Source organism: Aquitalea sp. S1-19 (assembly GCF_024343515.1).
Genome location: NZ_RJTZ01000087.1, coordinates 1 through 15,076 on the forward strand (window position 1 = coordinate 1; position 15,076 = coordinate 15,076).

Sequence of the window (15,076 nt, forward strand, 5' to 3'; positions counted from 1 at the left end):
TTTTAGTTAAGCAAGAAGCTGTCCAGCTATGCCCAAGTGATGCGCTTATTGGCTCAGGCCAAGCTCGCGTTGCAGGGCTTGTACATTGCGTTCTCTGTCTTTCACCGATTCGCGCAGCACGGCAATGCGTTTACTGAGCTCCGGATTGGTGCGTGAACTGGTGCGCAAGCCCGCTTCCGAGTCCGATAGTGTGCGTCGGGCATCATCCAGGGCTTTTTGCTCGTTTGATAGTTCGCTTTGTAATATCTGGCGGCGGCCGCCATCGCGTTGGCGCTGGGTTTCGGGTGTGACAGTAGGGAAACCGGATGAGTCGCTGCGCTGTGGTATGCGCGTGGCTGCCTGGCTGGCCGGAGCCGAGGGACCGTTGATCGTGAGCGCCTTGGCGCCGCGTGCTGGGATATTGCTGTAGGTGACGTGCCCGTCCTGATCTACATATTTGTAAATGGTTGCCGCGCTGCAGGGCAGGCTGGCGAGACTGGCCAGCAAGAGAGCGGTAGCTGATTTCATGGCCTTACAATACAAAATAGAATAAATGGATGATAAGGAAAAGTGTATGCCACGTCATGCATAAATAAAAAACGGCAGCCTGAGCTGCCGTTTTTGTGATTTACATAGCCGGTTACAGGCTGTAGTACATGGCGAACTCAACTGGGTGAGTCGTCATACGGGTCAGGTTGACTTCCTGCATCTTCAGTTCGATGAATGCATCAATCCATTCGTTGGAGAACACGCCGCCACGAGTCAGGAACTCGCGGTCAGCATCGAGTGCTGCCAGAGCTTCATCCAGCGAGGCGCACACAGTCGGGATCAGCTTGTCTTCTTCTGGAGGCAGATCGTACAGATTCTTGTCAGCCGCATCGCCTGGGTGGATCTTGTTCTGGATACCGTCAAGACCAGCCATCATCAGGGCCGAGAAGCACAGGTAAGGGTTGGACAGCGGATCCGGGAAGCGCGCCTCAATGCGGCGGCCTTTAGGGTTGGCCACATGCGGAATGCGGATCGAGGCGGAACGGTTCTTGGCCGAGTAGGCCAGTTTCACTGGTGCTTCGTAGTGCGGAACCAGACGCTTGTACGAGTTGGTGCCCGGGTTGGTGATTGCGTTCAGCGCCTTGGCATGCTTGATGATGCCGCCGATATAGTAAAGAGCCATATCGGACAGGCCTGCATAGCCGTCGCCGGCGAACAGGTTCTTGCCGTCTTTCCAGATGGACTGGTGAACGTGCATGCCGGAGCCGTTGTCACCAACGATAGGTTTAGGCATGAAGGTCGCAGTCTTGCCATAGCTGTGGGCAACATTCTGGATCACATACTTCATGATCTGGGTCCAGTCGGCGCGCTGGGTCAGCGTGCTGAATTTGGTGCCGATTTCGTTCTGGCCAGCGGTGGCGACTTCGTGGTGGTGAACTTCAACGGGCACGCCCAACTCTTCCAGTAGCAGAACCATGGCAGAACGCAGGTCTTGTGAAGAGTCAACCGGAGGAACTGGGAAGTAACCGCCTTTGACGCCTGGACGGTGGCCAGTGTTGCCGCCTTCAAATTCTTCTGCCGAAGCCCAAGCCGCTTCTTCTGCCTTGATTTTCACGAAGCAACCGGACATATCGGTGCCCCAGGTGATGCTGTCGAAAATAAAGAACTCAGGTTCCGGGCCGAAGTAGGCGGTGTCACCGATGCCGGAGGCCTTAAGGTAGGCTTCTGCGCGTTTGGCAATCGAGCGCGGGCAGCGGTCATAGCCCTTGCCGTCGGCAGGATCGACAACGTCGCAGCTCATGAATACGGTAGGCTCGTCGAAAAACGGGTCGATTTTGGCTGTGGACGGGTCTGCCATCAGCAGCATGTCGGATGCCTGAATGCCTTTCCAACCGGCGATGGACGAGCCATCAAAGGCATGGCCGCTTTCAAACCAGGACTCTGCATCTTCGGTCAGTACGTGTGCCGGAATGGTCACGTGCTGTTCCTTGCCGCGGGTATCGGTAAAACGAAGGTCAACGAATTTTACGTCGTTCTCTTCGATCAGTTTCAAAACGTCGGCTACCGCCATGGTGATCTCCTTAAGGCAACGCGCATCGGGTGGGATGCTACAAAATTGGCGTGAAATCTAAAGCATTAAGCATGCCAGCTATGTTCAGGTACTTTGATCATTGTGCCATAAGCAGATGGGATTGTTGATGCATATTGAGCGACTCATTTTGGTGCAATTGCGTGAGGCGGTGCACCTTATTGGTGCGTGCGTCGTGGCTGGTCAGTCAGGATAATGGGCGCTATGCTAGAAACAATTTAGTAAAGCTAGTTTAGGGGAATGCCATGAGCCACCGATCCGAAATTTTGCAACGTGCCCATGATCGGGCAACCCAAACCGGTTTGCCTTATTCTGGTGCTGTCACGCCGGAGGAAGCATGGGAACTTTTGCAGAACCTACCGGGCGCTCATTTGCTAGATGTGCGTAGTCATGCCGAATTACAGTTTGTTGGTGTCATTCCCGGTGCGGTATCTATTGAATGGAAAACCTGGCCAGGCATGCAGCCTAACCCGCATTTTCTGGCGCAGGCCGAGCACCAACTGGATAAGGAAGCCGTGCTGATGCTGCTATGCCGTACCGGTGCGCGCTCGGATGAGGCAGCACGACAGTTGGCCAGCCATGGGTTTTCCAGCGTGTATAACATCCTCGAGGGCTTCGAGGGCGACAAGGATGAGGCAGGGCACCGTGGGCAGCTCAATGGTTGGAAAGCTCGCGGATTGCCTTGGCTGCAAGGCTGATTGTTATGCTTTATGGTTGATGTTTTGCGTGTAGCAAGGCAAAGTGTTGGCTATTGCCATTATCCGGCCTGTCAATTTCGCGAGTTGCCCCTATATGACCGAACGCTATGCCGTAATCGGCAACCCAGTGTCCCACAGCCAGTCTCCGTTTATCCATACCGAATTTGCCAGCGCCAGCGCTTGCACCATACGCTACGAAAAGCTTTATGCCGAGTTGGGGCAGTTTTCTGTGGTGGCAGGCGATTTTTTTTCGGCTGGAGGTCGGGGGCTCAATGTCACTTTGCCTTTTAAGGGCGATGCCTTCCGTTTGGCGGATGAGGTTTCCGATCGGGCGCGTGCAGCCGAGGCAGTGAATACTCTAAGCCTGCGCGATGGCAGGCTTTATGGCGACAATACCGATGGAGTGGGCTTGGTGCGCGACATCGTCCAGAACCTGGATTTTTCCATCAAGGGGAAACGGGTGCTGGTGCTGGGGGCGGGCGGTGCCGTGCGTGGCGTACTGGCGCCCTTGTTGGCAGAGCAGCCGGCTAGCTTGATGCTTGCCAATCGAACCTTGATCAAGGCTGAGGCCATTGCCCACCACTTTTCCCCTTGGGGGCGCGTTGTGGCGACGGGCTATGCCGAGCTGGAAGGGCAGCATTTCGATATTGTGATTAATGGCACGTCAAGCAGTTTGTCCGGCGAGTTGCCACCGATACCGCATGGGCTGTTTTCACCGCGTGCTTTGGCATACGACATGGTGTACAGCAAAGGCTTGACGCCTTTCTTGCAGCGCGCGCAAGGTGAATATGCCGGAATGCTGGCAGATGGTCTGGGAATGCTGGTTGAGCAAGCTGCCGAATCATTTGATATCTGGCATGGTATTCGCCCGGAAACTCGCCGTGTGACCAATATGTTGCGAGAAGTTCTGGCCTGATTCGACTCCTTCAGAGTGCCATCATGATGATGGCACTTGTTCCTGCTTTTCCTTGCCTCCGGTTTTTCTGCCTCATGCGTCTTGCGTTTAAAATCTTTGCCGTCTTATTGACGCTATTGGTGTTGTACAACGTATGGATTTTCGGGCATATCGTGTATTGGCGCAGCCATAACCCTTCGGTCAGTGCTTTTATGAACGCGCAACTTACCCGTTTGCAGGCGGAGAATCCCGATGCCGAGCTGTATCACCGTTGGGTGTCTTACGAGCGCATCTCGCCCAATCTGAAGCGGGCAATCGTCGCGTCGGAGGATGCCAAGTTTGTCGACCATGAGGGTTTTGATTGGGATGGTATCGAAGCCGCATTTGAAAAAAACCTGAAACAAGGGCGCATCGTGGCAGGTGGCTCGACGATTAGCCAGCAGTTGGCCAAAAATCTGTTTCTGTCCGGCAAGCGCACGCCGTGGCGCAAGCTGGAGGAGGGCATGATCACCGTCATGCTTGAGGCCGTCATGGACAAGCGCCGCATCTTTGAAATCTATTTGAATGTAATCGAGTGGGGCGATGGCGTCTTTGGTGCCGAGGCTGCCAGTCGCCATTATTTCAATACCAGTGCCAGCCGCTTGTCTGCGGCTCAGGGCGCGCGCCTGGCGGCCATGGTGCCCAATCCCCGCTACTATGATGCCCATCGCAATGCACGCGGCTTGGCGCGTAAAAGCAATATTATCCAGCGTCGCATGCGTTACGCCGATGTGCCATGATGTTCTGCTTTTTTGGCGCTGGAAGCTGTCCGTGCTTCCATGCTAGAATCCTGCCTTTCCTTCGTTCCTGCCGCACAAACGGGTGCGGTATTCGTATGGACTTACCCAGTCAAATTTTAACGAACATTCAGTTTTCGACTGAAGCACTAATACCCCGCCGTTAAAAACCGCGCGCGTTTTCCGCCGCCTGTTACGGCGGAAGGAGGCGCGCATGACGGTTCTCGAAAAGAAACCCACCGATCGTCTGCAAGATAGTCTTGCCCAGGTTCAGCGCCTTATCGAGCGTCACCATCTGGTCGAGGAACTCGTTCATCGTCAGGACATGCCCAAGCATGGCTTGGTCGAAGAACTGGTTCACAAGCAGAACGTCAATGAGCTGCACCACAAGCTGGATCAGCTGCACCCGGCCGATATCGCCTACATCCTCGAATCCTTGCCGCTGGATGACCGTCTGTTGGTCTGGGACATGGTCAAGAGCGAGCGCGATGGCGAGATCCTGCTGGAAGTCTCCGATGCCGTACGCGAGACGCTGATTGAGTCCATGGATGCGCACGAACTGGTCGCGGCCGCCGAACAGCTTGATGCGGACGAACTGGCCGATCTGGCGCCCGATTTACCACGTCAGGTGGTGTATGAGGTGATGGGGGGGCTGGATGACGAAGAGCGCGAGCAGCTGCAATCCGCGCTTTCGTTCGAGGAGGGGCAGGTCGGTGCACTAATGGACTTCGAGCTGGTCAAGATCCGGGCCGATGTCTCGTGCGAAGTGGTATTGCGCTATTTGCGCCGCTTTGACGAGTTGCCGGATCACACCGACAAGATTTTCGTGATCGACGACGACGACATTCTCAAAGGCGTGTTGTCGATCAGGAAATTGCTTGTTTCCGATCCGGATGCCGATGTGTCCGAAGTGATGGCCACCGATGTGGTGACTTTTCATCCGGCAGACGATGCCGAGGATGCCGCATTGGCGTTCGAGCGCTATGACCTGATTACCGCGCCGGTGGTGGATGAAAAAGGGGTCTTGATTGGCCGCCTGACGGTAGACGAGATGGTGGACGTGATTCGCGAGGAGTCGGAGAGCGAAGTGCTGAGTCTTGCCGGTTTGCGCGAAGAGGAAGACTTGTTTGCTCCGGTGATCGACTCGGTCAAGAACCGTTGGGCTTGGCTGGCGGTTAATTTGTGTACGGCTTTTGTTGCGAGCCGGGTCATCGGCGTATTCGAGGGGGCTATCCAGCATCTGGTCGCGCTGGCCGCCTTGATGCCTATCGTCGCCGGTATTGGTGGCAACTCGGGTAACCAGACCATCACCATGATCGTTCGCGCCCTTGCCATGGGGCAGATGCAGTCAAATCAGGCGTGGATGCTGTGGCGCAAGGAGCTGGGAGTGAGTGCCATCAATGGCGTGGTCTGGGGTGGCGTAATCGGGGTTGTGGCGTGGTGGCTGTATGACAGCTTCTCGCTGGGGCTGGTCATGACGGCGGCGATGACGCTTAATCTGATTCTGGCGGCCACCATGGGTGTACTGGTGCCTACCCTGATGCAGAAAATGGGGCGGGATCCGGCTTTGGGGTCCAGCGTACTGATTACGGCATTTACCGACTCGGGAGGTTTCTTTATTTTCCTGGGTCTGGCTTCTGTGTTCCTGATGTGACCATGATGACGATACAAGAAACGCTTCGAGCCTGTTCCCTTGCCCGCCTGGATACGCGCTTGCTGCTTATGGCGGTAACCGGTTTTGATCGCATGTATCTGCTGGCGCATGATGATGAGCCGTTGACTGCAGCGCAGCAGTCCGCGTTCGATGCGCTGGTTGCGCGCCGTATAGCCGGTGAGCCGATTGCCTATCTGCTGGGCCAGAGGGAGTTTTACGGGCGGATGTTTGCCGTGACCCCCGACGTACTGATTCCGCGGCCCGAGACGGAACATCTGGTTGATGCTGCATTGCTCAAAATCGGGCGCGAGCGTGCTGCATATGTGCTGGATCTGGGGTGTGGTAGTGGTGCCATTGCGGTGACGCTGGCGCTGGAGGCGCCGCAATGGCAGGTGGCGGCGGTCGATTTGTCGGCGGCTGCACTGCAGGTCGCAGTGCATAATGCGGCGCAACTGGGGGCGAAAGTGGCGTTCAGAGAGGGGAGTTGGTATGAGCCCTTGCCAGAGACTTTGCGCTTTGACTTAATCGTTTCAAATCCGCCTTATATCCATCAGGATGACCATCATTTGCAAGAAGGTGATGTTCGCTTTGAGCCTAGGATGGCCTTGACCGATGGTGCCGATGGCTTGTCCTGCCTGCGTGCCATTGCGGCAGGGGCGCTTGCCCGCTTGTTGCCTGGCGGCTATCTGATGGTCGAGCATGGTTATGATCAGGGTGAGGCGTGCCGCAAGCTGTTTTCCGAGGCGGGTTTGTTGGCGGTCGAGACCTTGCCGGATCTGGCTGGGCTGGATCGGGTCACTCTAGGGTGCGCACCACAATAACAAAAGGCAGCCTGAGCTGCCTTTTGTTCAGGACAGGATCACGGCTTAGTGGTGGTGGCCGTGTTCGCCGTGAGCATGACCGTGGGTGATTTCGTCGGCACTGGCTTCGCGCACGTCGGTGATCTTGCCCTTGAAGCGGATAGCCATGCCAGCCAGTGGGTGGTTGGCATCTACGATGGCGTTGCCGTCGGCAATATCGGTGACGCGGAACAGTAGAACATCGCCGGTTTCCGGATCATCGGCTTCGAATACCATGCCGATTTCGATGTCGGCCGGGAATACATCCAGCGGCTCAACGCGTACCAGTTCTTCTTCAGGATCGCCAAAAGCATCATCGGACGTCATCATTACGTCTACGGTGTCGCCTACTGCCTTGCCGTGCAGAGCTTCTTCAACCAGTGGGAAGATGCCGTCGTAGCCGCCGTGCAGGTAGGAAATCGGCTCTTCGGACTTGTCGATCATTTTGTTGTCGGCGTCGAACATTTCGTAATCAAGTGTTACGACAGAATTTTTAGCGATTTGCATGCATGTAATCCGTGCAGTTGGTTATGAGTAAATAGCGAGTGACTGCCACGGGCTGCATAGGTTTTAGGCGTGGACAGGCTTGCACTTGTGCATATTGTAAACCATTGGGTCACACATTAAACGGGAAACTGCCATGAGCACGAATGAGTTGTTGGGCGGGATGTCCGCAGACGTTTTTTTGCGCGAATACTGGCACAAAAAGCCATTGCTGATTCGTGGTGCACTGCGTGATGTGGGGGCGCCTGTCGATTTTGACTGGTTGAGTCAACTGGCGCAGCAAGAAGAGGTCGAGTCGCGCCTGATCGAGAGCCGGAAAGGTGGCTGGCATGTGGAGAATGGGCCGTTCCGCGCCTCGCGCTTCAAGCGTTTACCGGAGAGTGACTGGACCTTGCTGGTGCAAAGTGTCAATCACCACTTGCCGCATATCGATGAAATTCTGTGGCGCTTCAACTTTATTCCTTATGCCCGGCTGGATGATCTGATGATCAGCTATGCGCCGCCCGGCGGGACGGTCGGTCCGCATTTCGACTCCTACGACGTCTTTCTGCTGCAGGTCGGTGGGCGCAAGCGCTGGCAAATTTCGGCGCAAACCGATGATGCTTTTATCGAAGATGCGCCGATACGTGTGCTTAAAGACTTTCGGGTTGAAGAGGAGTACATCCTGGAGCATGGCGATATGCTCTATCTTCCGCCGCGTTATGCACATTATGGTGTGGCCATGGAGCCGGGCATGACTTATTCGATCGGTTTCCGCGCGCCGAGCGCGCAAGAGTTGGCCACCGAGTTTCTGGTGTATATGCAGGACAGGATCTGTGTCGAGGGACGTTATGCAGATCCTGGCTTGCAGTGGCAGTCTGATCCGGCGCGTATTCCGCAGGCGATGGTGGACGACATCACGCAGACGCTGGCACAGATTAGCTGGGATAAGGCTTTGGTTGCAGATTTTCTCGGGCATTATTTATCCGAACCTAAGGCTAGCGTTTTCTACGACTCGCCGGAAGACGAGATGGATGAAGAGGATTTTGCTGCATGTATACAGCGTGACGGCGTGCGCTTGAGTCGCAAGAGTCAGATTCTGTATACCGAGTCGTTGCTGTATTGCAACGGAGAAATACTGGAGGTGGACGCAGATAGTGTTGCCTGTTGGCAACGTTTTGCTAATCAGCGTTTTTTGGCTGGAGAGGATGTGCTGGATTCCATGCTGATGGCGCTCTATCAGGGCTATCTGGACGGCTACTGGTTGCCTGAATCCATCGAGATTGAAAAATAACCCAAGTGGGTGCTTGTGGTCGCGGGTAACAACCGATATGATTTTGCACCTACCGGAAAGGGTTTGTTTGGGGGTTTGTTGCTTGGCAGCAAATTGGGTGGCTAAGAATGTCAAATTTCGTTTGAGTTCCCCTTCCCAGAAATTTTTTTCGTGCTAGAATCGCTTCACAAGAATTCTGATTGAATCCCGCTTTGGGATTTGGCTGAACTAAATGTCTTGTTCTTACACTCATAGTAAAGGTATACAAAAATGAAACAGTCGATCCTCGTTGCTGCCCTGCTGGCTGTAGCTCTGTCCGCTTGTGGCAAAAAAGAAGAAGCCGCTCCGGCTGAAGCTTCCGCCCCGGCTGTAGAGGCTTCGGCTCCAGCCGTTGAAGCTTCGGCTCCGGTTGATGCTTCCGCTCCAGTTGACGCTTCCGCTCCTGCTGCTGACGCTTCCGCTGCTCAGTAATCGCTTTTGCGATACTAAAAAACCCGCTGTCGGCGGGTTTTTTTGCGTCTACGCAGTCAGAAAACAATACGCCGACTTGAGTTCTCAGATCGGCGTATTGGGTGCTTACTTCAATTGCTCGGCTAGTTTGCGTGCAATCTGGGTGGCAAGTGTTTCTGCCAGTGGCTTGCCATCCTTGCTTTGCAACTGGATTTTCGTCTGGGTTCCATCAGCCTGAACGGTCACGCGATACTGCTCTTCTTGCTGGATAGCTTCATTCTTGTCGCGCCAGAAAGCGAGGCCGGACCAGAACCCGCCCTCGGTTTTTCCGGTTTGAGCATCGACATCCCCTTTGGCTGGGCGGACGTAGTAGATGCCTTGCGAGCGGTCGCGGTCGACAATTTGCAGGCCAATGCGATCCAGGGCCAGGCCGACACGACGCCATGCACGATCAAAACCGTCATTTACCAGCAGAGTGCCTGCCTGGATCTGTGTTTTTTCTACTGTAGATGGCTGGTTTTCTACCGCTTTGGCCGAGGTTTTGGCCTGATCTTCGGTGTGACCCAGTCTGACCATAAAGCGGGCAAGAAACTCGGTTTCAAGTTCAGGATCGGCTGGGCGAGGCTGCCACTTGGTTTCGCTCTTGCCTTCGTTAATATAGGTTTCGTACATGCCGCGGTGGGTGAAGTACACCTCGGTGCCGTTGCTGGTGCGTTCCAGGCGAATGCGGAACTTATCGCGCTCAGGGGTCGACATGATACCACCCAGACCAACGGTATCCAGCATACGGCGTACCGGGTCCATGCCCAATTTGGCGCGGTTTTCAGCCCAGTCGGTTTCCATCAGGCCGATATCCGGTTCCTCGCTCTTGATGACAAAACCGTTGTCTTGCCAGAAGGCTTTAAGCAGTGGCCAGACTTGCTCGGGTGCTTTGTTATCGACTACCAGCCAGCGCTGGGTGCCGCCACGCTCGATATGGGCATTGGCTGGCTTGACCAGCAAATTGCTGTCTTGCTGGATCTGTGCTGGGCTGTTGCCGGTCTTGCTGTAGTCGATCAGCGAAGCGCTACCGGTGCCAGGCAATTGGTAGCGGTTCTGAATCTGGGGAGCAGTCAAATCGGGCGGCAGTTCCAGCTTGCCTTGCTGTACCGGTGCGTCGGATTGGTAGTCCAGCGGTTTTTCCAGTACGGCATTGCTTGAGCAGGCACTGATCAGGCCGGTAAGCAGTAAGGGCAGGCAGAGATTTTTTTTCATTGGGTTTTCCGTTTTACAGTACGCAGGCTTGGCGCATGGCCGCTTCGACTGTGGGGATGGCTTCGCTGCTCATGGGTTCCAGCGGCAGGCGGATACCGGATGCGATCAGCCCCATGCGCTCTAGTGCCCACTTGGATGGAATCGGGTTGGGTTCAATAAACAGATGTTTATGCAGGCCTTGCAGGCGATCATTGATTTCACGCGCAGCGTGGCAGTTGCCGGCGCGGGCGGCGACGCACAACGCACTCATAGCATGTGGCGCAATATTAGCGGTGACGGAAATAACGCCGTGGCCTCCGCACAGCATAAAGGCCATACCGGTCGGATCGTCACCGGAGTACAGGGCAAAATCGGCAGGTGCACGGCGAATCAGATCGCAGGCGCGGCCGATGTCACCGGTTGCATCTTTCAGTCCAACAATATTGGGAATCTCGGCCAGTTTGAGTGCCGTGTCATTGCTCATGTCCGCAATCGTGCGTCCAGGCACGTTGTACATGATTAACGGGATATCAACGGCTTCGGCGATTGTGCGGTAGTGCTGGTAGATGCCGCTTTGGGTTGGTTTGTTGTAGTAGGGCACGACCGATAGGGTCATGTCTGCGCCCAGTTCCTTGGCGTGGCGTGACAATTCAACCGCTTCTGCCGTGCTATTGGCGCCGGTGCCGGCTACGACAGGAATGCGTCCTGCTGCGTGACGGATGACTGCTTGTACCACGGCAAGGTGTTCGTCTACTGTCAGGGTGGCAGATTCGCCGGTGGTGCCTACCGCGACAATACCGGCGCTGCCGTTGTCGATATGGAAGTCAACCAAATTAGATAGGGCGTTGAAATCAACCTGGCCATCCTCGAACATCGGAGTGACCAGGGCTACCAGGCTGCCTGTTAGCATAGTGAGGCCTATATTTTTTGATGGCAAAGGCTTCAGATTGTAGCGGAATTCGCTACGCGGGCAAAAGGGCATATGCATAGCTGTTGCGGATGGTTTGGTGGCGGGGATTTGTGCTAGAATCCTCCGTTTTTCCGGTACTTACGGCCAATCGGCTCAAGGATGCAAGCGTGATTACCACTAGTAGCATTACCATGCAGTTCGGCGTGAAGCCGCTGTTCGAAAAAGTTTCGGTCCGTTTTGGCGAAGGCAACCGTTATGGTTTGATCGGTGCCAACGGCTCGGGCAAGTCGACGTTCATGAAAATTCTGGGCGGCGATCTGGAGCAGACTTCGGGTGAAGTCTCTATTGAGTCCGGCTTGCGTCTGGGCAAATTGCGTCAGGATCAATTTGCCTATGAAGACCAGCGCGTCATCGATGTCGTGTTGATGGGCCACACCGAGATGTGGGCTGCGATGAGCGAGCGCGATGCGATCTATGCCAATCTCGAGGCCACCGAAGAAGATTATATGCATGCGGCAGAGCTTGAAGCCAAGTTCGCCGAATACGATGGTTATACCGCCGAGGCGCGTGCAGGTGTATTGCTGTCCGGTGTGGGCATTCCACAGGACCAGCACTTTGGCCCGATGAGCGCGGTTGCGCCGGGCTGGAAGTTGCGCGTGCTGCTGGCGCAGGCTTTGTTCTCTAATCCGGACATCCTGCTGCTGGACGAACCAACCAACAACCTGGATATCAATACCATTCGTTGGCTGGAAAACGTGCTCAACGAGCGCAATGCCACCATGATCATCATTTCGCATGACCGTCACTTCCTGAATCAGGTGTGTACGCATATGGCGGATCTGGATTACAACACCATCCGTATCTATCCGGGTAACTACGACGACTATATGATCGCGTCGACCCAGGCACGCGAGCGGCAGTTGTCTTCCAATGCCAAGGCCAAGGACAGGATTCAGGAGTTGCAGGAGTTTGCTGCGCGCTTCTCGGCCAACAAGTCCAAGGCACGCCAGGCAACCAGCCGTTTGAAGCAGGTAGACAAGCTCAAGTCCGAGATGGTTGAGGTCAAGCCTTCCAGTCGTCAGAGTCCGTTTATCCGCTTCGAGATGGATGACAAGTTCAAGCTGCACCGTCAGGCCGTCGAGGCGCATCAGCTGTCCAAGGCTTACGATGACAAGGTGTTGTTCAAGAATCTCGACCTGATTCTTGAGGCCGGCCAGCGTCTGGCGATTATCGGCCCTAACGGTGCCGGTAAAACCACGCTGATCAAATTGCTGGCAGGTGCTTTTTCGCCAGAGCTGGCCGAGGGGGCTACGGCCGATTACGGTACGGTGAAGTGGGCCGAGAAGGCACAACTGGGTTATTTTGCCCAGGATCACGAGGCCGAGTTTGATTCCGATGCGACCCTGTCCGAGTGGATGCGCGAATGGGGGCAGGAAGGTGACGACGAACAGGTGATTCGTGGCACTTTGGGGCGTCTGCTGTTTGGTAGCGATGATGTGACCAAGGCGGTACGTGTGCTGTCCGGTGGCGAGAAGGGGCGCATGCTGTATGGCAAGCTGATCCTGCAAAAGCCGAATGTAATGATCATGGACGAGCCGACCAACCATATGGATATGGAGTCGATCGAAGCCTTGAACATGGCGCTGGACAAGTATAAAGGCACGCTGATTTTCGTATCGCACGACCGTCAGTTTGTCAGCTCGCTGGCAACCCAGATTCTGGAACTCGATGGCAATGGTGGTTACGACTACTATATGGGCGACTACGAGGCTTACCTGGAAAGCAAGGGCATCGAGTAAGCGTATTCGCTGGCTGTGTGTTCAGTAGCCGCTTCGGCTGCCTGATGGCGTCACTCCGTGTTTTCGCATGAGGTGACGCCATTTTTTATGTGCGTTGTGGCATTTGGTCTGCCATTTCGAGCGTTTGCTTTACCGTTTATATGCTATGGGATATATTGCGGTGCACAAGTTGCGTCTCTTATGTCGTGTACTGCAAGCGAGTACAAAACCAAAAAAATATGACCACAGTGCAGTCATGCAAAGGTCGATGGAGGGCGTGCCAGATAGTCTGGCCATCCTGTATGCGTGTACAAAGGAAAAACCATGCGTTTGAAAGATAAAGTTGCCATCATCACCGGTGCTGCCAGCGGTATCGGCAAGGCAACGGCCGAGAAATTTGTGCGTGAAGGTGCGATTGTGGCGGTTTGTGACTTGAGCATTGAGGCGGTCAGCACGGTCGTTGAAGAGCTCAAGCTCGCGGGTGGACAGGCGGTAGGCTATCGGGTCAATGTCACCGACAAGGCTGAAATTGCTGCCATGGTGACAGACCTCAAGGCGCGTTATGGCCGTATCGATATTCTGGTTAATAACGCCGGTATCGTGATGGATGCCCAGCTGGCCAAAATGAGCGATGACCAGTTCGACAAGGTGATCGATGTCAACCTGAAGGGCGTTTACAACTGCGCCAAGGCCGTGGTTGATACCATGATCGAGCAGGGCAGTGGTGTGATCCTGAATGCTTCGTCCGTCGTTGGTGTCTATGGCAACTTTGGCCAGACCAATTATGCAGCGACGAAGTTTGGCGTGATCGGTTTTGTTAAGACCTGGGCCAAGGAACTGGGCAAAAAGGGTATTCGCGCCAACGCGGTATGCCCAGGCTTTGTCGCGACCCCGATTCTGCAGGCGATGCCGGAAAAGGTCATTCAGGCGATGGAAGACAAAGTGCCGATGAAGCGTATGGCCGCTCCGGAAGAAATTGCCAATGTCTATGCTTTCCTCGCATCCGATGAGGCTAGCTATATCAATGGTGCAGCGATTGAAGTGACCGGTGGTCTGACGCTTTAATTTCGCCCGCGCGTATAAATGAATGCCCCGCCGTGTACGGCGGGGCATTTTTGCATCCGGATAGGCTTCAGTCGTCTGCCGGAAAGCGCGGGTCATGCGCCAATAGTGCAGCCTCTACCTGTTTGCGCTGCAGATGGGGTGCGAACAGTTCGATCAGCGTATAGGCAAAACCGCGCAGATAGGCATCTTTGCGTATGCCTATCTTGGTGGTCGAGGGCGCGAATAAGTGGGCAGCGTCGATGGCAACTAGTTTGCTGTCGCGCTCGGGCTCGAAGGCCATGCTGGCAATGATACCGATGCCCAGACCCAGACCGACATAAGTCTTGATGACATCGGTGTCGATGGCGGTTAGCACGACGTTAGGGCTGAGTTCGGCATTGGCAAAAGCTTTGTTGATTTTGGAGCGGCCGGCAAAGGCAAAGTCATAGGTAATGATGGGGTAGGCGGCGATGTCTTGCAGTGTCAATGGCTGTGTCAAACGGGTGAGCTCATGCCCTTGTGGCACGACAATGCTGCGGTTCCACTGGCAGCAAGGCAGCATGGCCAGTTCCTTGTAGAGCTCGATGCCTTCGGTGGCAATGGCAAAGTCGGCCTCGCCGGCGACAACCATTTCACAGATCTGGGTCGGGCTGCCTTGTTTGATGGAGAGCCTGACCTTGGGGTGGCGTCGTACAAACTCGGAAATCACCGACGGCAACGCATAACGGGCCTGGGTATGGGTGGTCGCGATGGTCAGCGAACCTTCGGACTCGCGCGAGAATTCTTCGCCTACGCGCTTGAGATTCTTGGCTTCATGCAAGATGCGCTCGGCGATGCGCAGGATTTCCTTGCCTGGCTCCGACACTGCCACCACGCGTTTTCCATTGCGGATAAACACCTGGATGCCCAGTTCGTCTTCCAGCAGGCGTATCTGCTTGGATATCCCCGGTTGCGAGGTATGCAGCTTTTCCGCCGCCTCGGATACAT

General features: G+C 55.1%; 14 protein-coding genes. 8 read left to right on the top strand and 6 right to left on the bottom strand.

Annotation, left to right across the window (positions count from 1 at the left end):
• Positions 1–45: 45 nt before the first annotated feature.
• Together EGI20_RS12925 and glnA are read right to left on the bottom strand one after the other, a co-directional pair.
• Positions 46–507 (bottom strand): DUF4124 domain-containing protein, encoded by a 462-nt coding sequence (locus EGI20_RS12925; protein WP_498631963.1) that lies wholly within the window; start codon positions 505–507, stop codon positions 46–48.
• A gap of 112 nt (positions 508–619) precedes the next feature.
• Entirely contained in the window at positions 620–2,038 is a 1,419-nt protein-coding gene (glnA, locus tag EGI20_RS12930) for a type I glutamate--ammonia ligase (protein WP_160798072.1), read from the bottom strand.
• A 263-nt stretch (positions 2,039–2,301) separates the two neighbouring features.
• On the opposite strand from glnA, the gene EGI20_RS12935 reads away from it, so the two are divergent.
• The 5 genes from EGI20_RS12935 (at position 2,302) to prmC (ending at position 6,900) form a co-directional block, all read left to right on the top strand.
• Positions 2,302–2,754, top strand: a complete 453-nt coding sequence (locus EGI20_RS12935) for a rhodanese-like domain-containing protein (RefSeq protein WP_498631965.1) — start codon at positions 2,302–2,304, stop codon at positions 2,752–2,754.
• 94 nt (positions 2,755–2,848) lie between these two features.
• Entirely contained in the window at positions 2,849–3,670 is an 822-nt protein-coding gene (gene aroE, locus EGI20_RS12940; RefSeq protein ID WP_160798068.1) for a shikimate dehydrogenase, read from the top strand.
• Between the two features lie 74 nt (positions 3,671–3,744).
• Positions 3,745–4,428: a monofunctional biosynthetic peptidoglycan transglycosylase gene (gene mtgA, locus EGI20_RS12945; RefSeq protein ID WP_498631967.1), complete on the top strand. Its 684-nt coding sequence runs from the start codon at positions 3,745–3,747 to the stop codon at positions 4,426–4,428.
• Positions 4,429–4,639: 211 nt separating this feature from the next.
• Positions 4,640–6,079: a magnesium transporter gene (gene mgtE, locus EGI20_RS12950; RefSeq protein ID WP_498631969.1), complete on the top strand. Its 1,440-nt coding sequence runs from the start codon at positions 4,640–4,642 to the stop codon at positions 6,077–6,079.
• 5 nt (positions 6,080–6,084) lie between these two features.
• Positions 6,085–6,900 carry a peptide chain release factor N(5)-glutamine methyltransferase gene (gene prmC, locus EGI20_RS12955; RefSeq protein WP_498631978.1) on the top strand — a complete coding sequence of 272 codons (816 nt, stop codon included), beginning with the start codon at positions 6,085–6,087 and terminating at the stop codon, positions 6,898–6,900.
• A gap of 45 nt (positions 6,901–6,945) precedes the next feature.
• On the opposite strand, the gene EGI20_RS12960 is transcribed toward prmC, so the two are convergent.
• Entirely contained in the window at positions 6,946–7,425 is a 480-nt protein-coding gene (locus EGI20_RS12960; RefSeq protein WP_124736384.1) for an FKBP-type peptidyl-prolyl cis-trans isomerase, read from the bottom strand.
• 133 nt (positions 7,426–7,558) lie between these two features.
• On the opposite strand from EGI20_RS12960, the gene EGI20_RS12965 reads away from it, so the two are divergent.
• Positions 7,559–8,695: a ribosomal protein uL16 3-hydroxylase gene (locus EGI20_RS12965; protein ID WP_498631971.1), complete on the top strand. Its 1,137-nt coding sequence runs from the start codon at positions 7,559–7,561 to the stop codon at positions 8,693–8,695.
• Positions 8,696–9,250: 555 nt separating this feature from the next.
• Here EGI20_RS12965 and bamC read toward each other — a convergent pair.
• Complete coding sequence (gene bamC, locus EGI20_RS12970; protein WP_498631973.1) at positions 9,251–10,378, bottom strand: NlpB/DapX family lipoprotein; 1,128 nt, start codon at positions 10,376–10,378, stop codon at positions 9,251–9,253.
• A 13-nt stretch (positions 10,379–10,391) separates the two neighbouring features.
• The gene (gene dapA, locus EGI20_RS12975; RefSeq protein WP_498631974.1) at positions 10,392–11,267 is read right to left on the bottom strand and encodes a 4-hydroxy-tetrahydrodipicolinate synthase; all 876 of its coding nucleotides are present in this window, start codon (positions 11,265–11,267) and stop codon (positions 10,392–10,394) included.
• Between the two features lie 167 nt (positions 11,268–11,434).
• Between dapA and EGI20_RS12980 the strand changes: the two genes are divergently transcribed.
• Positions 11,435–13,066, top strand: coding sequence for an ABC-F family ATPase (locus EGI20_RS12980; RefSeq protein ID WP_160798057.1), 1,632 nt, complete (start codon positions 11,435–11,437; stop codon positions 13,064–13,066).
• A gap of 303 nt (positions 13,067–13,369) precedes the next feature.
• Positions 13,370–14,110: a 3-oxoacyl-ACP reductase FabG gene (gene fabG, locus EGI20_RS12985; RefSeq protein WP_124736378.1), complete on the top strand. Its 741-nt coding sequence runs from the start codon at positions 13,370–13,372 to the stop codon at positions 14,108–14,110.
• Positions 14,111–14,177: 67 nt separating this feature from the next.
• On the opposite strand, the gene EGI20_RS12990 is transcribed toward fabG, so the two are convergent.
• Positions 14,178–15,076 (bottom strand): CysB family HTH-type transcriptional regulator (locus tag EGI20_RS12990; RefSeq protein WP_498631976.1); only part of this gene is annotated, 899 nt, incomplete at its 5' end.